At 71.7% G+C, this 21034-nt stretch carries 20 protein-coding genes; 7 read left to right on the forward strand and 13 right to left on the reverse strand.

Annotation, left to right across the window (positions count from 1 at the left end; all coding sequences use genetic code 11):
* Positions 1–277: 277 nt before the first annotated feature.
* Entirely contained in the window at positions 278–478 is a 201-nt protein-coding gene (locus AC57BS_RS00440) for a hypothetical protein (protein ID WP_496409580.1), read from the reverse strand.
* Positions 479–561: 83 nt separating this feature from the next.
* Between AC57BS_RS00440 and AC57BS_RS00445 the strand changes: the two genes are divergently transcribed.
* Complete coding sequence (locus AC57BS_RS00445) at positions 562–669, forward strand: helix-turn-helix domain-containing protein (protein ID WP_496409659.1); 108 nt, start codon at positions 562–564, stop codon at positions 667–669.
* Here the strand turns inward: AC57BS_RS00445 and catC are convergent.
* Genes catC through AC57BS_RS00465 form a run of 4 tightly spaced genes read right to left on the reverse strand, consistent with a single transcriptional unit; the run spans position 659 to position 3981 of the window.
* Positions 659–940, reverse strand: coding sequence for a muconolactone Delta-isomerase (gene catC / locus AC57BS_RS00450; protein ID WP_496409581.1), 282 nt, complete (start codon positions 938–940; stop codon positions 659–661). The two genes, AC57BS_RS00445 and catC, sit on opposite strands and share 11 nt — an antisense overlap.
* 4 nt (positions 941–944) lie before the next feature.
* On the reverse strand, positions 945–1808 hold the full coding sequence (gene catA, locus AC57BS_RS00455; RefSeq protein ID WP_496409582.1) for a catechol 1,2-dioxygenase: 864 nt from the start codon (positions 1806–1808) through the stop codon (positions 945–947).
* A gap of 59 nt (positions 1809–1867) precedes the next feature.
* Positions 1868–2968: a mandelate racemase/muconate lactonizing enzyme family protein gene (locus AC57BS_RS00460; RefSeq protein WP_496409583.1), complete on the reverse strand. Its 1101-nt coding sequence runs from the start codon at positions 2966–2968 to the stop codon at positions 1868–1870.
* A complete protein-coding gene (locus AC57BS_RS00465) occupies positions 2965–3981 on the reverse strand; it encodes a LysR substrate-binding domain-containing protein (RefSeq protein WP_496409584.1) in 1017 nt (338 codons plus the stop codon). Before AC57BS_RS00465 ends, AC57BS_RS00460 begins: the two co-directional genes overlap by 4 nt.
* Positions 3982–4129: 148 nt before the next feature.
* Between AC57BS_RS00465 and benA the strand changes: the two genes are divergently transcribed.
* Genes benA through AC57BS_RS00490 form a run of 5 tightly spaced genes read left to right on the forward strand, consistent with a single transcriptional unit; the run spans position 4130 to position 12837 of the window.
* Entirely contained in the window at positions 4130–5497 is a 1368-nt protein-coding gene (gene benA, locus AC57BS_RS00470; RefSeq protein ID WP_496409585.1) for a benzoate 1,2-dioxygenase large subunit, read from the forward strand.
* On the forward strand, positions 5494–6024 hold the full coding sequence (gene benB, locus AC57BS_RS00475; RefSeq protein ID WP_496409586.1) for a benzoate 1,2-dioxygenase small subunit: 531 nt from the start codon (positions 5494–5496) through the stop codon (positions 6022–6024). Before benA ends, benB begins: the two co-directional genes overlap by 4 nt.
* 43 nt (positions 6025–6067) lie before the next feature.
* Positions 6068–8731, forward strand: a complete 2664-nt coding sequence (benC, locus tag AC57BS_RS00480; protein ID WP_496409587.1) for a benzoate 1,2-dioxygenase electron transfer component BenC — start codon at positions 6068–6070, stop codon at positions 8729–8731.
* A 48-nt stretch (positions 8732–8779) separates the two neighbouring features.
* Positions 8780–10132 carry an MFS transporter gene (locus tag AC57BS_RS00485; RefSeq protein WP_496409588.1) on the forward strand — a complete coding sequence of 451 codons (1353 nt, stop codon included), beginning with the start codon at positions 8780–8782 and terminating at the stop codon, positions 10130–10132.
* Positions 10129–12837 carry a helix-turn-helix transcriptional regulator gene (locus tag AC57BS_RS00490; RefSeq protein ID WP_496409589.1) on the forward strand — a complete coding sequence of 903 codons (2709 nt, stop codon included), beginning with the start codon at positions 10129–10131 and terminating at the stop codon, positions 12835–12837. The genes AC57BS_RS00485 and AC57BS_RS00490 overlap by 4 nt, the downstream gene beginning before the upstream one ends.
* A 13-nt stretch (positions 12838–12850) precedes the next feature.
* Here the strand turns inward: AC57BS_RS00490 and AC57BS_RS00495 are convergent, their stop codons facing one another.
* The 6 genes from AC57BS_RS00495 to AC57BS_RS00520 form a co-directional block, all read right to left on the reverse strand.
* Entirely contained in the window at positions 12851–14206 is a 1356-nt protein-coding gene (locus tag AC57BS_RS00495) for an MFS transporter (RefSeq protein WP_496409590.1), read from the reverse strand.
* 84 nt (positions 14207–14290) lie between these two features.
* Positions 14291–14839, reverse strand: a complete 549-nt coding sequence (locus tag AC57BS_RS00500) for a nuclear transport factor 2 family protein (RefSeq protein WP_496409591.1) — start codon at positions 14837–14839, stop codon at positions 14291–14293.
* A 1-nt stretch (position 14840) separates the two neighbouring features.
* Positions 14841–15482, reverse strand: coding sequence for a CoA transferase subunit B (locus AC57BS_RS00505; RefSeq protein ID WP_496409592.1), 642 nt, complete (start codon positions 15480–15482; stop codon positions 14841–14843).
* The gene (locus AC57BS_RS00510; RefSeq protein ID WP_496409593.1) at positions 15479–16294 is read right to left on the reverse strand and encodes a CoA transferase subunit A; all 816 of its coding nucleotides are present in this window, start codon (positions 16292–16294) and stop codon (positions 15479–15481) included. The genes AC57BS_RS00505 and AC57BS_RS00510 overlap by 4 nt, the downstream gene beginning before the upstream one ends.
* Positions 16291–17064, reverse strand: coding sequence for a 3-oxoadipate enol-lactonase (pcaD, locus tag AC57BS_RS00515; protein ID WP_496409594.1), 774 nt, complete (start codon positions 17062–17064; stop codon positions 16291–16293). Before pcaD ends, AC57BS_RS00510 begins: the two co-directional genes overlap by 4 nt.
* Entirely contained in the window at positions 17061–18278 is a 1218-nt protein-coding gene (locus AC57BS_RS00520) for an acetyl-CoA C-acetyltransferase (protein WP_496409595.1), read from the reverse strand. Before AC57BS_RS00520 ends, pcaD begins: the two co-directional genes overlap by 4 nt.
* Before the next feature lie 77 nt (positions 18279–18355).
* On the opposite strand from AC57BS_RS00520, the gene AC57BS_RS00525 reads away from it, so the two are divergent.
* Positions 18356–19261, forward strand: a complete 906-nt coding sequence (locus AC57BS_RS00525) for a LysR substrate-binding domain-containing protein (protein ID WP_496409596.1) — start codon at positions 18356–18358, stop codon at positions 19259–19261.
* Positions 19262–19319: 58 nt separating this feature from the next.
* On the opposite strand, the gene AC57BS_RS00530 is transcribed toward AC57BS_RS00525, so the two are convergent.
* Both AC57BS_RS00530 and AC57BS_RS00535 read right to left on the reverse strand, forming a co-directional pair.
* Entirely contained in the window at positions 19320–19940 is a 621-nt protein-coding gene (locus tag AC57BS_RS00530) for a YceI family protein (RefSeq protein ID WP_496409597.1), read from the reverse strand.
* Between the two features lie 475 nt (positions 19941–20415).
* Positions 20416–20994 (reverse strand): hypothetical protein, encoded by a 579-nt coding sequence (locus AC57BS_RS00535; protein WP_496409598.1) that lies wholly within the window; start codon positions 20992–20994, stop codon positions 20416–20418.
* Positions 20995–21034: the final 40 nt, after the last annotated feature.

Below are 21034 nucleotides of genomic sequence, written 5' to 3' on the forward strand. Positions count from 1 at the left end.
CTCCAACCGACGGGACGCGTTCAAGCGCCCGCATGGCCGAAGCGTCTTCCGCGGCATCGCAGTGTCTGGGCTGTGTGGTTCGATCCGGTCATGACCAACGGGTGGCAGATGCCCTCGCAGGCACCAAGCAGCGCGGGGATGTGGCGACGGTCAACCAAGGACTCGCAGGTCTGCGGCGTCCCCCCGCTACATAGTTCGGAAGGCCCTCACAGTCTGACTGTGAGGGCCTTCCGCATGGGCGGGACCACCGGGCGACCACCGCGACCTCGATCCGGGGTCACAGTCCACCCGCCGCCCGGATGCCGGCGGCCCCGGTGACATCGCTGGCCTCGGCACCCAGCAACAAGGCGATGTCGTCGGACTCCCCGGGTCGGCCCAACGGGATTCCCGGGGCAGCGCTCACGCCCACGAAGGGCTCGAACGTGTCGGTGACCCGCTCGATGTACTCGGCGACGTCCGGGTGCGGGCGGGTGCTCATGGGGCCACGCGAGCCCCCACGGCGCACCCCACGGTCATGGAGACCACCACAGCGCACTGAGCGGCCTGGAGCCGCTGCTGAGCATCGAGGAGCTCGCCGAGTACCTCCGCGTGCCCGTCACGACGATCCGCAACTGGCGCACCGACGGCACGGTCCAGATCGGACCGACCCTTCCGTGGATCAGGCGTTGACGTCGCTGGGGTGCACGGCGAGGGGCGTCACCGTGATGTCCATGTAGGGGAAGAGCGGCAGGCCCGCGAGCAGGTCGTGGAGGGCGTCGTTGGACTCGACGTCGAAGATCGAGACGTTGGCGTACTCCCCGACGACCCGCCACAGGTGTGGCCAGCGACCGGAGTGCTGGACTTCCTGCGCGAATGCCTTCTCCCGGGTGACGAGGTCGGCCTTGACCTCGGGGTCCATGTCGTGGGGGATCCGGACGTCCATGCGAACGTGGTAGAGCATCTGGTCAGGCCTTCTCGGGGTCGAGGACGAAGTCGTAGGTGACGGTGGCGGTCCCGTCGTCGTGGTGCTGCGGGTCGAGGATCAGCTCCGGCTTGACCGCGGAGGCGATGTCGTCGTCGTTGTGCTCGTCGCCGGGGAAGTAGAGCTGCGCGGTCAGGAGCTCGTGACCAGGTGCGGAGACCTTGACGTGCAGGTGCGCCGGGCGCCAGGCGTGCCAGCCGGCGGCCTTGATGAGCTTGCCGCACGAGCCGTCGGTCGGGATCTGGTAGGGCGCGGGCTGGACGGTGTGGATCGCGAACGTGCCGTCCTCGCCGGTCGTGAAGGTGCCGCGGAGGTTCCACTCCGGGATGCCGGGTGCGAACTGGGAGTAGAAGCCGTCTGCGTCGGCGTGCCACAGCTCGACCTTGGCGCCGCCGAGGACCGAGCCGTCGGTGGAGGTGATCCTGCCGGACCAGGTCAGCGGTGTGCCGCCCTCGTCGTCGCGCATCGGGATGGTCCCCTCGGCACCCTGCTCGGGGGCGTTGGGCACGTAGTAGGGGCCCTCGATCGAGCCCTTGTTGCCCTCGCGGTGCTCGGTGTTGACCTCCTCCACGACGTGCTCGAGCCACACGTCGAGGAACAGCGGCCACTCACCGTCCTGGCCCACGTCGATCATCCAGGCCTTGAGGGCGTTGAACTCGTCGTAGGTCATCTTGTGCTTGCGGACCGTGGCGTGGATCGCCTCGAGGACCTCGCGGGCCATGGCGTCGACGCGCTCGGTGGGGACGTCCTTGACGGCGTCGTACGGCGACTTGTCGGCGTGGAACCGCTCGGTGGCGCTCGCGCCGGACGCGGCCGCGGTGGCGGTCTCGTGGACGGTGGTGCTCATGGTGTTGCTCCTTGCGTGGGGTGGTGGGTGGGTGCTGACTGGTCGGGAGGTCGGTGTCTTCAGTCCTGGCGGAAGTGTGCGAGCTTGTCGGGGTCGATGAGCGCCCCGAGGCCGGGGCCCGACCGGGCGACCAGCTCGCCCGCGCGGATCTCGAGCGGGTCGGCCAGCAGGTCGTCGGTCATGTCGAGGAAGTTGGAGAGCTCGCCGGCACGGCGCGAGGTCAGCTCGAAGGCCGAGCCGAAGGCGACCGAGCACAGGGAGCCGAGCTGGCCGTCGATCTGGTTGCCCATGACGAGCTCGATGCCCAGGCCCTCGGCGAGGTGGTGCACGCGACGGCTGGTCGTGAAGCCGGTGCGCGCGGTCTTGATGCTGGCGGCAGTCGCCGAGCCGCCGAGGATCTCGCGGGTGAGCTCGGCGGGCGTCACGACGGACTCGTCGGCGATGAAGGGGACGTCGAGCTGCCGCACGAGCCAGCGCCGCCCCAGGACGTCGTCGGCCGGGCACAGCTCCTCGGCGAAGGTGAGGCCGAGGTCCGCCATCTCCTTCATCGCCCGCGCGGACTCCGACGCCGACCAGCCGCGGTTGCCGTCGACGTACAGCTCGACAGCGTCCCCCAGGCCCTCGCGCAGGGCTCGCACGACGGCGGTGTCGAGGGTGAACGGGTGGCGGCCGACCTTCACCTTGAAGGTGGTGATGCCGTACGTGTCACGCATCCGTTCCGCCTCGGCGACCATTGCTGCGGGCTCGTCGAAGCCCAGCATGTGCGAGACGCGCATGCGGTCGGTGTAGCCGCCGAGCAGGTCGGTGACGCTGTAGCCGAGCGACTGACCGAGGGCGTCCCAGATCGCCATGTCGAGCGCCGACTTGGCGGTGGGGTTGCCGACGGTGCGCGACAGGCGGGCATGGATCTGCTCGCGCTCGACGACGTCGAGGCCGACGACCGCCGGGGCGAAGATCGAGTCGATCACCGCAACGATGCTGGCCTGCGTCTCCCCGTAGGTGAAGGGACGTGGCGGCGCCTCGGCCACGCCGACGACGCCGTCGTCGGTGGTGACCCGCACGAGCACGTGCTCGGCGACGTGGACCTCGCCGCTGGCGAACCTCAGGGGCTTGCGGTAGGGGATGGCGAACGGGATCGCCTCGACCTGCGTGATCTTCATCGGACGACCTCGTCGGGCTGGGGGGTGGAGCCGGCGTCGGTGCCGACCGGGGAGAAGAGTCCTGCGGTCTCCAGCACCTCGAGGACCGCCAGGAGGGCCGGGTCCTCGTCGCCGGTGCGCCAGGCGAGCGCGAGGTCGAGCGACTCGGCGTCGGGGACGTCGCGAAATACGACACCAGCGAGCGGAGCCGCGCGCACCGAGGCGGGGACGAGCGCGACACCGAGATCGGCCGCGACGAGCGGCAGCATCACCGTGGTGCCCGGCGCGTGGTGCGCGACGGTCGGGGTGAAGCCCGCCTCGCGGCAGCTGCGCAGGACGGCGTCGTTGACGACCGAGCTGGCCCCGCCGAAGACGATGAAGTCCTCGGTGCGGAGGTCGACCATGGAGACGACCGGTTCGCTGGCCAGGCGGTGGTCGGCCGCCACCGCCAGCACGAGCGGTTCGCGAGCGATCGTACGCACCGTCAGCGCGTCGCCGGACGTGGGCGGCCGCAGCACGCCGAGGTCGAGGCTGCCCTCGGTCAGCCCGGCGACCTGGGCGGGCGTGAGAAGGTCGGCGTGGATCTCCAGCGCGAGGCCCGGCAGCTCACGCTTGACGGCCCTCGCGATCCTGGGCAGCTGGGTGTGGGCGGCGGTGCCCGTGAAGGCGATCCGCAGCAGGCCCTGCCGGCCCTCGGCGATCCGGCGCACGCCGCGGACGCTGTCGTCGATCGCGGCCAGGATCCGGGCCGCCTCGTCACGCAGGAACTCCCCGGCGGGAGTGAGGTTGACCTGACGGGTCGTGCGAACGAACAGCGGCGTGCCGAGCTCGGCCTCCAGCTGGCGCACGGCCTGGGACAGCGCGGGCTGCGCGAGGTGCAGCCGCTCGGCGGCGCGGCCGAAGTGCCTGGTCTCGGCGACGGCGGCGAAGTAGCGCAGGTGGCGCAGCTCCATGGGTCCTCCGTCCGGTTCGCGATGGGTGGTGACGACGCTCACGTCGTCGGTGATTGATTCACGGTAGGTCTGGATATTCATCGATGACAAGGACTTGTTTTGCGCTGATTGATACGCCGCAGCGATCAAAAGGTGCCTAGGTCAGGCCTAGGCATTCGGCTCGTGTGACGACCGACACGCCGTGGAACGGTCGGAGGCCTCATCCACCTCGGACCTGTTGGAGGACCCCATGACCGAGACGCTCTCCCACGTGGAGTCGGTGCTCGCCGACGCGGTGGTCGACGACCACGACGCCGGCGTCTACCGCGCCAACCGCCGGATCTTCACCGACGAGGAGGTCTTCGAGCTGGAGATGAAGCACATCTTCGAGGGCAACTGGATCTACCTCGCCCACGAGAGCCAGGTGCCGGAGAAGGGCGACTACTTCACGACCTACATGGGTCGCCAGCCGGTCGTGATCACCCGCGGCCAGGACGGTGAGCTCAACCTGCTCATCAACGCCTGCGCGCACCGCGGCGCGATGATCTGCCGTCGCAAGACCGACAACCGTACGACGCTCACCTGCCCCTTCCACGGCTGGACGTTCCGCAACGACGGCACGCTGCTCAAGGTCAAGGACCCCGAAGGGGCGGGCTATCCCGCGACGTTCGACGTCGACGGGTCCCACAACATGACCCGCGTGGCGCGGTTCGACAGCTACCGGGGCTTCTTGTTCGGTTCGCTCAACCCCGACGTGTCCAGCCTCGAGGACCACCTCGGCGACTCCACCAAGGTCATCGACATGCTCGTCGACCAGTCGCCGGACGGGCTGGAGGTGCTGCGCGGCTCGTCGACCTACACCTATGACGGCAACTGGAAGGTGCAGGCCGAGAACGGCGCCGACGGCTACCACGTCACCGCGACCCACTGGAACTACGCGGCCACCACCTCGCGCCGCAACACCGGCGACTCGGCCAACACCACCAAGACGCTCGACGCCGGCAGCTGGGGGAAGTCGGGAGGTGGCTACTGGTCCTACCCCAACGGGCACCTGTGCCTGTGGACCTGGGCGGGAAACCCCGAGGACCGCCCCCTGTGGGACCGCCTCGACGAGCTCAAGGAGAAGTTCGGCGACGCCAAGGGCGAGTTCATGGTCAAGGGCAGCCGCAACCTCTGCCTCTACCCCAACGTCTACGTGATGGACCAGTTCTCCACCCAGATCCGCCACTTCCGGCCGATCTCGCCGGACCAGACCGAGGTCACGATCTACTGCATCGCCCCCAGGGGCGAGTCGGCAGAGTCGCGCGCCTGGCGGATCCGCCAGTACGAGGACTTCTTCAACGCCTCGGGCATGGCGACGCCGGACGACCTCGAGGAGTTCCGGTCGTGCCAGCTGACCTTCCAGGCCACCGCCGCGCCGTGGAACGACATGAGTCGCGGCGCCGAGCACTGGTTGAGCGGTCCCGACGAGGTGGCCCTCGCGCTGGAGATGCCGGGCGTGATCTCGGCCGGGGTGAAGAACGAGGACGAGGGGCTCTACCCCGTCCAGCACGGCTACTGGCTCGACACGATGCGGGCCGCGGTGGCGCGCGAGAACGGCACGGAGGTCCAGGCATGAGCGCCACCAGCACGACGAGCCCCGTGGCAGGCAGCACGCTGATCACCCAGAACGACCTCGAGCAGTTCCTCTACCGCGAGGCGCGCTACCTCGACGACCGCGAGTTCGAGAAGTGGCTCGAGTGCTACGCCGACGACTGCGAGTACTGGATGCCGGCGTGGACCGACGACGACGAGCTGGTCCAGGACCCGCAGACCGAGATCTCGCTCATCTACTACCCCAACAAGGGCGGTCTGGAGGATCGCGTCTTCCGGATCCGCACCGAGCGCTCCAGCGCCACGTCGATCCCCGAGCCGCGGACCAGCCACAACATCAGCAACGTCGAGGTGATCGAGCGTCGCGGTGACGTCGTGGACGTGCGCTTCAACTGGCACACCATGTACTTCCGCTACAAGACGATCGACCCCTACTACGGGACCTCCTTCTACTCGATCGACTTCTCGGGCGAGAGCCCGCTCATCCGGCGCAAGACCGTGGTGCTGAAGAACGACTACATCCACCACGTCGTCGACGTCTACCACTTCTGAGACACGTCCCGACCAGCCTCGAGCCCCCGGATCCGGAGCAGCCATGAGCACCCACCAGGTCGCCCTCGCCTTCGAGGACGGAGTCACCCGCTTCATCACCTGCGCGGAGGACCAGACCGTCGCGGACGCGTCCTACCGCGCCCGCATCAACATCCCGCTGGACTGCCGCGACGGCGCTTGCGGCACCTGCAAGGCGACGTGCGAGTCGGGGGAGTACGACGGCGGCACCTACATCGACGACGCCCTGACCCCCGACGAGGCGGCAGCCGGCCTGGTGCTGCCGTGCAGCATGAAGCCGCGCTCGGACCTGGTCCTCCAGATCGCGAGCACCTCGGCGGTCGCCAAGACCCGCGCGGCGACGTACAAGGCGAGGATCACCCGCCTCGAGCAGCTCTCCCCGACCACCGTGGCCTTCTCGCTGGAGACCGACGAGCGCGAGCACCTGGCGTTCCTCCCGGGCCAGTACGTCAACATCGAGGTCCCGGGCACGGGGGAGAGCCGGTCCTACTCCTTCAGCACCGCGACCGACGAGCCCTCGCTGGGCTTCCTGGTGAAGCTCACCCCGGGCGGGGTGATGTCGACGTGGCTCTCCGAGGAGGCGGCAGTCGGCGACGAGGTCAGCTTCACCGGGCCCAACGGCAGCTTCTTCCTCCGTGAGGCGGCGCGCCCCCTCCTCCTCATCGCCGGGGGCACCGGCCTCGCGCCGATCCTGTCGATCCTGCGCACCATGCGCGAGAGCGGCAGCACCCGCCCGGCGCACCTGGTCTACGGCGTCAGCACCGACGACGACCTGGTCGAGCTCGCCGAGCTCGAGGAGCTCGCCGCCGCGATCCCCGGCCTCACGTGGGACCACTGCGTCTCCGATCCGGAGACCACGGCTGCCCACCGGGGCTACGTCATGGGCCTCATCCAGCCCGAGCACCTGTACGAGGGCGACGTCGCGGTATACCTGTGCGGGCCCCCGCCGATGGTCGAGGCGGTGCGCGCGCACTTCGCCGAGCAGGGCGTGGAGCCGACCGGCTTCTACTACGAGAAGTTCGCCCTGTCGGGACCGGCGCCCACCGCCGCCCCCGATTCGCCTGCCGCCGCCACGTCCGCCGGCGGTGAGCCCGCCGCAGTGGAGTCCGCCCCGGAGGTGGCTGAGGCACCGCCGGTGGCCGTGTCGGGGCCCGACGCGCCGGTGAGCGGTGAGCGGGCCACGCTCGAGCTGACCGCGGCGGTGGCTGACGCGCCGCTCGTCGAGGGGTACGCCGGTCGCACCGTCGCCGGGCAGGAGCTGTTCCCGGCCCGCGAGCTCGCCCGCCTCGGTGGCGGTGTGGCCGCCGACCCCGCGGACGTCGCCGCGACGGCACGCACCCTCGCCGGTCGGCAGGTCTTCGCGTCGCGCGACGTCGCCGCACTGGTCCAGCCGAGTGCGGCCGTCCCGAGCGAGGACGGCTACGAGATCGGCGAGGAGCACCCCTCGGTGCATGCCTCGGACGCGATCTTCGAGGCCCGGATGGCGCTCGAGCTCGGTGCGCTCGACCTGGTGCTCGGCCGGCTCAGCTCGCGGCAGGTCGCCGGCTACCGGCTGCTCGCCGAGGGCTGCGCCCCCTACGTCGACGGTGACCGCTTCGTCGACGCGGCGGCATACACCGAGACCAACGCTGCTTTCCACGACTACCTGTTCACCCTCACCGGCAACGAGCACCTCCTGCGCGCCTACCAGGCGCTCGGCGTGAAGGGCCGGATGGAGGACGTGCTGCGTACCGCCACCTGGTGCCACCCCCGATGCGTCCAGGACCACCTCGACATCGTGGAGGCGGTCGAGCGCGGTGACCGCACGGCGGCCCGCGAGCTCGTCACCGCGCACGCCGACCGCTCGAAGACCACGATGCGCCGAGCGATGGACCGCGGCAGGACCTCCGGGCGGCCGCGCTTCACGACCCCCGGCCGGTTCGCCGGCAAGGTCGTCGTGGTGACCGGCGCGGCCCAGGGGATCGGCGAGGCGGTCGCCCGGCGGATCAGCGCGGAGGACGGGCAGCTGGTGCTCGCCGACCGCTCCGACCTCGTCCACGAGCTGGCCGACGAGCTGGCCGCCACCGGCCAGGGCGCGCTCGCGGTCGTCGCGGACCTGGAGGCGTACGCCGGCGCGGCCAGGGTCGTCGAGCATGCCGTGGCCCGCTTCGGCCGGGTCGACGTGCTCGTCAACAACGTCGGCGGGGCGATCAACTTCAAGCCGTTCACCGAGTTCACCGAGGCCGAGATCGAGGCCGAGGTCCAGCGGTCCCTGATGACGACGTTGTTCGCCTGCCGCGCCGCCCTGCCGGAGATGGTGCGGCGCGGGTCCGGCGTGATCGTCAACGTGTCCTCGGCAGCCACCCGCGGCATCCACCGCATCCCCTACTCCGCGGCCAAGGGCGGGATCAACGCCATCACCGCCTCGCTCGCCCTCGAGCACGCCGACGACGGGATCCGCGTGGTCGCCACTGCGCCCGGCGGGACCGAGGCCCCGCCCCGCAAGATCTCGCGCGGCACGCCGGTGCCCCAGGACGAGATGGAGCAGCAGTGGTTCCAGGCCCACATCGACCAGACGCTGTCGCACTCGCTGATGCACCGCTACGGCTCGCTCGACGAGCAGGCGGCAGCGATCACCTTCCTCGCCAGCGAGGAAGCCTCCTACATCACCGGAACGGTCCTCCCCGTGGCCGGCGGTGACCTGGGCTGACGTCCCCGTCAGCCCGCACCACCCACCTCACCACCTCGGAGCACAGTCATGCCCGAACACCTGTCCTCGACGACCCCTGACCAGGACGCACGTCGGCGCCGCAGCGTCGCCTGGGTCGTCTTCCTCTCCGCCGCCGCGCTGGTCTTCGACGGCTACGACCTCGTCGTCTACGGCACGGTCGTCCCCGTGCTGCTCGCCGACCCCGCCCACCTCGGCACGGTCACCCCCGCCCAGGCGGGGACGCTCGGCAGCTACGCCCTGGTCGGCGTGCTCGTGGGCGCCCTGGCCGCCGGCGCCGTCGGTGACAGGATCGGTCGTCGCCGGGTCATGCTGGTGAACCTGGCGTGGTTCTCCATCGGCATGGCGATCACCGCCACGACACAGTCCGTCGCGACGTTCGGCCTGTTCCGCTTCTTCACCGGCATCGGAGTGGGTGCGCTCGTCGCCACCGTCGGCGCGCTGGTGGCCGAGTTCGCGCCGCCCGGCAAGCGCAACCGCTACAACGCGATCGTCTACAGCGGGGTCCCTGCCGGCGGCGTGCTCGCCGCGCTGACCGCTATCGGGCTGGGCGACGTCATCGGTTGGCGCGGGCTGTTCTGGATCGGCGCCCTGCCCATCGTGCTGCTCCTCCCGCTCGCCGTCCGCTTCCTCCCCGAGTCGCCGAAGTGGCTCGTGTCGCGCGGCCGGTTCGCCGACGCGGAGGCCGTGTGCGCCCGCACAGGCATCCGGGTCCCCGCACCCGAGCCGGTCGTGGAGGACAAGGTCGGCTTCCCGGCACTCGCCAGCCGTCGCTTCGCCTTCCCCACCGCGCTGCTCGGCCTGATGAGCTTCGCGGGGCTGCTCCTGACCTACGGCCTCAACACCTGGCTGCCGCAGATCATGGGGGAGCAGGGCTACGGCAAGAACTACTCGCTGACCTTCCTGCTCGTCCTGAACCTGGCCGCGATCGGCGGCGGCCTCGCGGCGTCGTACGTCGCGGACCGGGTGGGTGCCAAGCGCGTGGTCGCCGCCACGTTCGTGCTCGCGGCGCTGGCCCTCGCGGCGCTGCCGCTGTCGATGCCGGCCGCGGTGCTCTTCCTCGCCGTCGGGCTGGCAGGCATCGGCACGATCGGCACCCAGGTACTGATCTACGGGCTGGTCTCCAACTACTACCCGACCAACGCCCGCGCGGCCGGGGTCGCCTGGTGCGCGGGCTTCGGACGGCTCGGCGGGATCGTCGGGCCGATCATCGGTGGTGTGCTCGTCGGGGCAGGCGTGGGCGGCTCGACCGCCTTCCAGCTCTTCGCCGCGATCTCCCTCGCCGGTGCGGTCGTCGCGCTCGCGGTGCCGCGCCCAGCCCACGCCGAGGTGCGTCGCGCCGAGCCCGTGCCGAGCGGGGTCGGGTCTACCGTGTCTGCGTGACCGATGCCGACGCCGCCGCCGTGCTGGTGGCGCGCGACGACCAGCTCGCCGACCTGCGGCAACGCCTGCAGCGGGTCGGCGAGCTCGGCCCTGGCGTGGTCCTGGTGACCGGCCCCGGCGGGACAGGCACCAGCGCCCTCGTACGACGGTTCGCCGCGGAGCACGTGGCCGTCGGTCGTCCTTGCCTGAAGGCCCGCGGGGTCCCGTGGGAGCAGGACGTCGAGCAGGGCGTGCTGGCCCAGCTGCTGGGCACCGCGCCGTCCGCGCCGGACGTGATGGTGGCGGCGGACCGGATCGCCGCCGAGGTCGTGGGCACGACGGGCGAGGGTCCTGTGCTGGTCGTCGTCGACGACGCGGCCCATGCCGACCCGGCGTCGCTGAAGGCGCTCTTGAGCGTCGTACGCCACCACCCCGAGGCCCGGACGCTGGTGGTGCTCGCTGCGTCGAGCCCCCTCACCGGGGCCGCCGCCGCCGTGCTCGATCGCGTGGAGGACCGCATCGTCCTGCCGCCGCTCGAGCCGGGAGACGTGCAGCAGCTGGCCGCCCGCGCGGGCGTCGCCCTGCATCCCACCCTGGCCGACCGGTTGTGTCGCTTCACCGCCGGACGCCCCGGCCCCGTGCTCGCGTTGCTGGCGGAGCAGCCGGCCGAGCTGTGGGCCGACTTCGAGCCCGTCCTCCCGGCGCCGGCCGCCGTGGCCGCGGAGGTCCACGGCCGGCTGGCCGGGGCGAGCGACTCCGGCCGCGCCCTGGCCGAGGCCGTCGCGGTGCTCGGCCGGGCGCCCCTCGCCCTGGCGGCGTCGCTGGCCGAGGTCGGCGACCCCCTCGCGCCTGTCGACGAGCTCCTCGGGACCGGACTGGTCAGGTGGGTCGAGCACCTCGGGCTGGCGCTCGTGGAGCCCGCCGACCCGATGGTCGCCGCGGCCGTGCTCGGCTCGCTGGGCCGGGTCAGGCGTGCCGACCTGCACCGACGTTCTGCGGCACTGGTCGCGGACCCGGTGGCCCGCCTCGGGCACCTCGTCGCCGCCAGCCCCCTGCCGGACCCGGTCCTGGCCGATGAGCTCGACGCCCTCGCCGTCGCCCGCGCAGGCACGGGGGAGTGGGCTGCCGTGGCGCAGCTGCTCGCCAGTGCCGCCCGGCTGACCCCCGACACCCTGCTGCGGGAGGAGCGGCTCGCGCGGGCGTTCGACGCGCTGGTCGGATCGGGTGACACGCTCGGTGCGGCGGCGGCCGTCGCGGAGGTCGAGAGCCTGCGCGAGACCCCGCTGCGCAACGCCGCCCTCGGCTACCTCGCGATCGTGCGGGGGCGCCCGGGCGAGGCCGAGAACCGGCTCGGGCGCGCGTGGGACCTCGTCCACACCGACCGGGACCCCGACGTCGCTGCCCTGGTCTGCCACCGCTGGGTGCTGCACAGCCTGGCCCGCTGCCGGGGCGAGGACCTGGTCGAGTGGGCGGACCGTGCGATCGCCCTGGCCGCACGCGGATCACCCGCCGCCGTCGAGACGGCCGCGATCCGGGGCCTCGGGGTGGCCGGCACGGGTCGTGGCGCGCAGGCACTGGCGCAGTACGCCGCCCTGGCCGAGGAGGTAGGTCACGGCGCCCAGGCCCAGCGGGTGGCGATGGGCCGGGGTTGGACCGCCCTGGCCCTCGACGAGGTCGACGTGGCTCGCGAGACCCTGTCGTCGGCCACTCCCACCGACTTCCTCGGCGGGTCGACGCGGATCTCGCTGTGGGCCCACGCCTGGCTCGCCCGCGCGCACTTCGTCAGCGGGGAGTGGGACGACGCGCTGCGCGCGGCAGACCAGGGAGAGCTGCTGGCCGAGCGCACGGGGATGCGGCTGATCGAGCCGCTGCTCGCCTGGACCCGCGCCCAGGTCCATGCGCTGCGGGGGGACTGGCCGCTCGCCGACCGCGCCGTGCGCGACGCCGACGTCGGGCCACGGGACTACGAGATCATGCGCGTCGCCGGTGCGCTGGCCCGCGCGAGCGTGGCCGAGGCGCGGGCCGACTACGCCGCCGTGCTGCGCGCGCTCGACCCGCTCCGCCAGCCGTGGGCCCGCGGCAGCATCGACGAACCCGGCGCGTGGCCGTGGCCGGACGTCTACGCCAACGCGCTCGCGGTCGAGGGCCGCTACGGCGACGCCGACGCCTTCCTGCGCCCGCACGAGCAGCTGGCGGACGTCCGCGGGCACCGGTCCGCCCAGGCCCGGCTCGGCTATGCCCGCGGTCGCCTCCTCGGAGGCACCGGCGACCTCGCGGCAGCGCGAGCGACCTTCCAGCGCTCGGCCGACCTGCTCGAGGACCTGCCGCTGCCCTACGACCGGGCCCGGGTGCACTTCGCCTGGGGACAGACGCTGCGACGGGCAGGAAAGCGCCGCGAGGCCGACCCGCTGCTCCAGACGGCGCGCGACCTCTACGCCGGCTTGGGCGCGACGACGTACGTCGAACGCTGCGACCGTGAGCTGCGGGCGGGTGGTGTCCATGCCGGTCGCCCCGTCCCGGCGGAGCGAGACGTCGCGGCGCTGACGCCGCAGGAGGAGCTGGTGGCCGAGCTCGTCTCACGGGGCATGACCAACCGCGAGGTGGGGACCGAGCTCTTCGTCTCGACCAAGACGGTGCAGTACCACCTGACCCGCATCTATGCGAAGCTCGGCATCCGGTCCAGGGGGGAGCTGACGGCGCAGCGCGCCACCGGCTCCGGCCCCTGACCCGATCCCTGGCTCAGTCCGCGGCCGGCCCCGACACCGGCTCCGAGAGGCTGCTGCGGTAGGTCTCCGGCGCCAGGAAGGCCGCCACGAGGGTGATGCCGGCGAGCACCACGACGTAGATCCCGACGGGCCACGACGCCCCGTTGGCAGAGGCCGCGAGGCTGACCGCGATGAGCGGGGCGAAGCCGCCGAAGACGATGGCCGCGAACTCCCGGCTCACGGCCGCGCCGCTGTAGCGGCTGGCGGTCGTGAAGAGCTCGGAGAGCACCACGCCCTGCACCCCGAACATGATGCCGACGCTGCCGCCCTGGGCCAGGGCGAGGGCGAGCATGGCGAGGAGGGGACGGCCGGAGTCGACGAGCGCGAAGAACGGGAACGCGAACGCGGCGGCGTACAGCGCACCGACCATGAGCACCGGACGTCGTCCGAAGCGGTCGGAGGCGATGCCGGCGAGTGGGGCGGTGACCATCACGACGAGGCCGGCGATGAGCAGGCCGGCGGTGCCGGTGACGCGGTCATAGCCGTGCTCGGCCATGTAGGAGAGCGCGAAGACCTGGTAGAGGTGGCTGAACGACAGCGGAGCGGCGACCAGGCCCATCACGAGGACCATGCTGCGCCATTGGGTGCGCACCAGGGTCAGCAGCGGGGCCTTGGCCGGGGGAGCGTCCTCGGTGACCTCCTCGAACGCGGGCGTCTCCTCGAGACGCAGCCGGATCCACAAGCCGAGGAAGATGAGCAGCAGGCTCGCCAGGAACGGCAGCCGCCAGCCCCACGACGCGAACTGCGCGTCGGTGGTGAGCGACGTCGTCAGCAGCAGGGCGCCGGACGACAGCACGAGGCCGAGGTAGACGCCGGCGGCGGAGAACGAGCCGAACAGCCCGCGGCGCCCGGGCGGCGCGTACTCCACGGCGTAGACGGACGCACCGCTGTACTCCGCGCCCGAACCCATGCCCTGGAGCAGGCGGAGGACCACGAGCAGCAGGGGGGCGGCCATGCCGATCATGGCGTGCGAGGGGATGAGGGCCATCGCGGTCGTCGAGAGGCCCATCAGCATCAGGGTCGCGATCAGGGCGGGACGCCGTCCGTGCTTGTCGCCGATGTGGCCGAAGACCATGGCGCCGATCGGCCGGGCGACGAAGCCCACGCCGAAGGTCGCCAGCGACAGCAGCAGAGAGGTCGACTCGGAGGCACTCGGGAAGAACACCTGGCCGAAGACCAGGGCTGCGGCCGCGCCGTAGAGGAAGTAGTCGTACCACTCGAGGGCCGAGCCGAGCAGCACCGCGGTGCAGACGCGGGTGAGCGTACGGCGGTCGGCGGTCGGGTGTCCCGGCGCCGCGGCGGGCGGGGGAGTGGTGAGGGTCTGCGACATGGGTGTCTCCGGTGGGTGGTGGGCTGCGCGGGGCGCGCAAGGACAGCGCCGGCACGTCGTCGTGCGGGCGAGGAGGTGGGTCGATCAGCCGCGGTGCGCGGCGACCCGTTCGAGGGTGCGTACGTCGGCAGCGGCGCGGGCGGGTGCCCATCCGTAGCGCCCGGGGGCCCAGTCCTCGTCACCGGGCACCCAGAAGAAGAACGTCACGCGACGTTCGGAGAAGCGCCACCGGCCGTCGTCGCCGCGGACCATCCGGTCCGTGTAGCGACCGGCGGCGACGTGGGCGCGGCCGTCGACGACGCACGGCTGGTCGAGCCACGTCGCTCCGGTCGCGGCGTGGGCGGGTGAGCCCACGAGGTCGATGGTCTCGTTGGACGAGAAGTGCCACCAGGCGGACAGCGGTCCGTCCTGGAGGTCGGAGAAGAACCGCCGCAGCTCGTCGTGGCCGCGGGCGGTGGAGAGCCCGACGAAGGCTCCGTCCGGGGTGAACAGGTCGACGAGGTCGTCCCAGCGGCCGTCGTCGAGGGCCTGGCAGTAGTGCGCGCGGAGCTGGCCGATGGCGTGGAGGTCCTCGAGCCGGCGGACCCGGGCGGCGAGTTCGTCAGTCCCGGTGGCGGGGTCGAGGACGACCATGTCAGACCCCGACCGGGAACCGGACCGGGGCGCCGGTCCGCTCGGAGACCTCCTCGAGGGCGACGCCGGGCGCGAGCTCGACGAGCTCGAAGCCGTCGCCGGCGACGTCGAGGACAGCGAGGTCGGTGATGACGCGGTCCACCACGCGGCGGCCGGTGAGCGGCAGGTCGCACCCGGCGACCAGCTTGTGCGCGCCGCTGCGGGCGACGTGCTCCATGAGCACGATGACGCGGCGGGCGCCGCTGACGAGGTCCATCGCGCCGCCCATGCCCTTGACCATCGAGCCGGGGACCATCCAGTTGGCGAGGTCGCCGGTCATCGAGACCTGCATCCCGCCGAGCACGGCGGTGTCGATGTGGCTGCCACGGATCATCGCGAAGCTGAGCGAGGAGTCGAAGAACGAGGCGCCGGGCAGCACGGTCACGGTCTGCTTGCCGGCGTTGATGAGGTCGGGGTCGACCTCGTCCTCGTAGGGGTAGGGCCCAACGCCGAGGATGCCGTTCTCGGCGTGCAGGGTCACCGTCGAGTCCGCCGGCAGGTGGGCCGGGATCATCGTCGGCAGGCCGATGCCCAGGTTGACGTACTCGCCGTCGCGCAGCTCCAGCGCCGCACGCGCCGCCATCTCGTCACGTGTCCAGCTCATGCTGAGGCCTCCTCGGCCGGTCGGGGGCGCGGTCGGGTGGTGAGCTTCTCGATGTCCTTCTCGTGCGCCTGCGCGGGTGTCAGCTCCACGACGCGCTGGACGAAGACGCCGGGCAGGTGGACGTCGTCGGGGTCGATCTCGCCGATCTCCACCACCTCCTCCGCCTCGACGATCGTCAGGCGCCCGGCCATCGCCGCCGGGATGTTGAAGTTGCGGGCCGAGGCGTGGAAGACGCAGTTGCCGGCGCGGTCGACCCTGGCGGCGCGCACCAGCGCGACGTCGGTGACGATCGACTCCTCCAGGACCATGTCCACGCCGTGGAAGGTGCGCACCTCCTTGGGCTCCGAGGCCAGCGCGACGGTGCCGTCGGGGTGGTAGCGCCAGGGCAGCCCGCCCTCGGCGACCATCGTGCCGACCCCGGTGGGCGTGAAGAACGCGCCGATCCCGGCGCCGCCGGCTCGCAGGCGCTCGGCGAGCGTGCCCTGCGGGGTCAGCTCCACTGTGAGCTCGCCGGCCAGGTACTGCCGGCCGAACTCCTTGTTCTCGCCGACGTAGGACGCGATGACGCGGCTGATCCTGCGGGCCTCGAGCAGCAGGCCGAGGCCGGCGCCGTCCACGCCGCAGTTGTTGGACACGACGGTGAGGTCGTCTGCCCCTTGGTCGAGCAGGGCGCTGATCAGCGTCCAGGGGATGCCGACGAGGCCGAAGCCGCCTACCGCCAGGCTGGCCCCGGAGGCGATGTCGGCCACCGCGTCGTCGGCGCCGGCGACGACCTTGTCGATACGTCCCTTGTCGCGCTGTGCGGTGCTCATGATCCGCCCTTGAGGTGCTCGATGATCGCGGGGGTGATGGCCTGCGGCTGCTCGGCGTTGGCCAGGTGCGCCGACTCCGGGACCACGAGGAGCCGTCCGTCCTGCACCCGGTCGGCGATCGCCTCGAGGTGCGGGGGAGGGGTCGCGGGGTCGTCGGCGCCGGCGATCGCGAGCGTCGGCGCGGCGACGCGGGAGAGGTCGTCGCGCAGGTCCATCGTGGCGATGACCTCGCAGCACGACGCGTAGCCCTCGGCCGGCGTGGCCGCCACGATGCCCTCGCACTCGGCCTTCACGTCGGGGTTCTTCGCCAGGAACTCCGGCGTGTACCACCGGCCGACGACCGCCTCGGCCACTGCGCTCGAGCCCTGCTCGCGCACCGTCGCGGCCCGGTCGTGCCACGCGCTCGACGGCTCGAGCCTGGCGCTTGTGCAGAGGACGACGAGACGGTCGACGCGCTCGGGGTTGCGGGCGGCGAGGCGCATGCCGGTCATGCCACCGAGGGAGAGGCCGACGACGTGCGCCTTCTCGACGCCGAGGCGGTCGAGAAGCGCGACGACGTCGTCGGCGAGGTCGTCGATGTCGTAGGGGCCCGGCGGCACGGGGGAGCCGCCGTGACCGCGGGTGTCGTAGCGGACGACGCGGAAGTGCTCGGCCAGCGCGTCGGCCTGGGCGTCCCACATGGACGTCGTGGAACCCAGCGAGTTGGACAGCACGACGACCGGGGCGTCCTCGGGGCCGGTGACGACGTGGTGGACGGCGACGGCGCTCATGACGCAACCCTCTCGAAGACGGCGGCGAGGCCTTGGCCGCCGCCGATGCACATGGTCTCGAGCCCGTAGCGGGACCCCCGGCGTTGCATCTCGTACGCCATGGTGGCGAGGATGCGGGCCCCGGTGGCGCCGACCGGGTGGCCGAGCGAGATGCCTGAGCCGTTGGGGTTGAGGCGTTCGTCGGTCGGGTCGACCTTCCACTCGCGCAGGCACGCGAGCACCTGCGCGGCGAACGCCTCGTTGAGCTCGATCAGGTCGATCTCGTCGAGGGTGAGTCCGGCGCGGTCGAGCGCGGCGGCGGTCGCCGGGACCGGACCGATGCCCATCACCTCGGGCCCGACCCCGGCCACGGCCCACGACCTGAGGGCAAGCAGGGGGCGCAGGCCGCGGCGCTCGGCCTCCTCGCGCGTGGTGACCACGCACATGGCTGCACCGTCGTTCTGGCCACTGGCGTTGCCGGCGGTGACGGTGGAGGCAGGGTCGATCTTCTCGCGCACCGGCCTCAGCGCCGCGAGCTGCTCGAGGGTGGTGTCGGGCCTGGGGTGCTCGTCGCGCTCGACGACCACGTCGGGCCTGCCGCGACGGCCCGGGACGGTGACAGGCACCAGCTCGTCGGCGAACCTGCCGGCCTCGTGGGCGTCACCGGCGCGCTGCTGGGAACGGACAGCGAGCTCGTCCTGCTCCTCGCGGGAGATGTCGTACTCGCGGCGCAGGTTCTCCGCCGTCTCCAGCATGCCGCCCGGGACGGGGTGGTCCTTGCCGCCGGCGGTCTCGCGGGCCCGCACCAGGCGGTCCATCAGCTCCACCCCGCCGCTGCGGACGCCGGTGCGCAGGCCCAGCGCGTAGTGCTCGACGTTGGACATCGACTCTGCGCCGCCGGCGACGATGACGCTGCCGGCGCCGCTGGCGATCTGGGACGCGGCATAGAGGACCGCCTGCAGGCCCGAGCCGCAGCGGCGGTCGAGCTGCAGGCCGGGGACGCCCGTGCCGAGGCCGGCGTCGAGGGCGGCGATGCGGCCGATGGCCGGGTTCTCGCCGCTGGGGTAGCAATTGCCGAGGATCACGTCGTCGACGTCGCCCTCCTCCAGGCCCGTACGACGGACGAGCTCGGCGAGGGTGGTCGAGGCGAGATCGACGGCGGACAGCGAGGCGAAGGCGCCGCCGTAGCGACCCACCGGGGTGCGCACGGGCTCACAGATGACGATGTCGGGCATGGAACGACGTTAAGTGACGAGAGCCATATCGGGAAGTATCGATTTACGCCCGATCGATATCGTGAGAGTCTTGATCAATGGAGCTCCGCCACCTGCGCTACTTCCAGGCGGTCGCCGAGGAGAAGCACTTCGGCCGCGCTGCGCTCAAGCTGCACATGGCGCAGCCGCCGTTGTCGCAGCAGATCAAGCAGCTCGAGGACGAGCTCGGGGTCGCGCTGCTGCACCGCACCACGCGCCGCGTCGACCTGACACCTGCCGGTGAGGCCTACCTCGCCCGAGTCCGGGCGATCCTCCAGGCGGTCGATGCCGCCGGTGACGAGGCCGTCCGGATCGGGAACGGGCTCGAGGGTCGCTTCGTCCTCGGGTGCGTCGGATCGGCGACCTACTCCCTGCTGCCCGCCCTGGCCCGGTCCCTGCGCGAGCAGCTGCCGGGCGTGGACTTCGCCTTCCGCGGCGAGATGCTGAGCCCCGAGCAGCTCGGTGCCCTCCGCGACGGCTCGATCGACCTCGCCCTGCTCCGTCCCTTCGCGGACCTCGCCCAGAGCACCGACGTCTCCGTGACCGCGCTGCGGGAGGAGAAGTACGTCGTCGCCCTACCGGAGGGACACCGGCTCGCGCGCCGCAGCCGGGTGCGAGTGGCCGACCTGCGCGGGGAGGACCTCATCGTGCACTCGGGGCAGGGTCGCTCCGCGATGTACGACGCGGTCGCGACGATGTGTCGCGATGCCGGCTTCGAGCCGTCGATCCGTCACGAGGTCGCGGAGACCTCGACCCTCGTCACCTTCGTCGCAGCAGCCCTCGGTGTGGCCGTCGTGCCGGAGCCGGTCTCGGCGCTCGTCGTAGCCGGCACCGTCTACCGGCCACTCGCCTCCCGCGCCCGGATGCAGCTCCTCGCCGCCACGCGCGCCGACGACGAGTCGGCCCTGCTCGTCCGCACGCTGCGGATCCTCGAGGAGAGCGTCGGGCAAGAGTCCTGGCCGTGAGTAAGGCCCCGAGCTCCCTGATGGGAGCCCGGGGCCTTGTCGGTGTCGTCGACGTACGTCAGGCGTTCTTGATCGCGGAGATGTCGAACTCGAGCTTGATCTTCTCGGAGACGAGGACGCCGCCGGTCTCGAGCGCGGCGTTCCAGGTGAGGTCCCAGTCCTTGCGGTTGACCGTGGTCGCGCCCTCGAAGCCGACGCGGGTGTTGCCGAACGGGTCGACGGCGGTGCCGGTCTCCTCGAAGGGGATCGTGACGGACTTGGTGACGCCCTTGATGGTGAGGTCGCCGGTGATGGTCCACTCGGTGCCGTCGCGCTCGACAGAGGTCGAGGTGAAGGTGAGCTCGGGGTGGTTCTCGACGTCGAAGAAGTCGCCCGAGGTGAGGTGGCCGTCGCGGTCGGCGGTGCCGGTGGCGATGCTGGCGGCGCGGATCGTCAGGGCCACGGTCGAGGCTGCCGGGTTCTCGGCGTCGACGTGCGCGGCGCCGTCGAAGTCGCCGAACTGGCCGCGGACGGTGGTCACCATCGCGTGGCGTGCGGAGAAGCCGAGGCGGCTGTGGCTGGCGTCAATGGTGTAGTCACCGGTGAGGACCGAGCCGGGGGTGGCCTCGGCCACGGCGACCGAGGTCGCGCCGGCGGGGGAGGTGGTGGAGTGCTTGGGCTTGCGGCGGAAGAAGGACATGGTCTGCTCCAGGTGAAGGATGTGGTTGAGAGTTCAACTAAGTCAAGGTTCGAGTGCGGCGATTCATTCCATCTCCATCGTGATCTGGCTCACTTCAGTGCTGGAGCTGCAAGTGCCATGGCCTCCACGTGCAGGTCAGGCGCTCGTCACGTGCGGGAGAAGGAGACTTCTTCGAGGTCCGCGATCGCCAGCCGGTGGGAGGCTTGGCCTCACGCGCACGCGCCCAGTGCTTGGAAGACCAGCAGCACGCCCGGATCCCGCGTGCCAGTCGGACCGACTGCCACAAACTAGGCACGTACAGTCCGATCACGTCCGTGATCCGCGACCTTCGTACCTGCTCCGTGGCGCCCGATGTCTCCAGGTCGCAGGTTCAGATGCTGCCCCCGCTGCAAAGTTCGAGAGGCCCTCCAGTCTGACTGTGAGGGCCTCTCGCATGTGCGCACCACCCCGGCTCGCGCTCGTGGCGGACCTGTGATTACCGCTGGGAGGGGGCCCTCTCCAGGCGCCGCTGCAGCGGCGCCAACGAGATCGAACCGTGGATAGTTCCGCTCGTCACACCACCCACCCCGGTGGCGGCGTCCGCGAGCCGCTCGACGGTGAACGCCCCCGTGGCGCCCGCGAACCGTCCCGTTGAGTGCACGGGGTCGATGATCGCGTGCTCGGTGATCAGCACGGTTCCCGGCCGGACGGGCGTGGAGGACCCGGTGTGGTCGGCCACGAGCCGGTCACCGTTCGCAGCGGTGAAGCTGTAGTGCCCCTCGCCTCTCACCGGCCGCGTTCCGAAGTCCACGGTGGCGCTGATGACGACCTCGTAACGACCGAGGTGGGTCGCCTCGCCCGTGGCCTCGAACCGGTCGGACACCACGGGCGGGGCGAGGGGGACCCTGCTGACGTGGCGCCCTTCCAGCGTGCCGTGGAATGGGAGCATGGCTGCGACCGGCTCCTCGGCCTGACCTGCCCGGTGGGGCGGACCGGCCGCTGCCCGCGGGGCCAGCCCGCTCACCAGGGCGAGCAGCACCAGGACGGTGAACGGGAACCTTCGTGAGTGCAACATGTCTTCCTCCTCGGGGTCGTGGGAACGACACGGTGCGCTG

Source organism: Nocardioides sp. BGA-UO-ETr-FS32 (assembly GCF_059567905.1).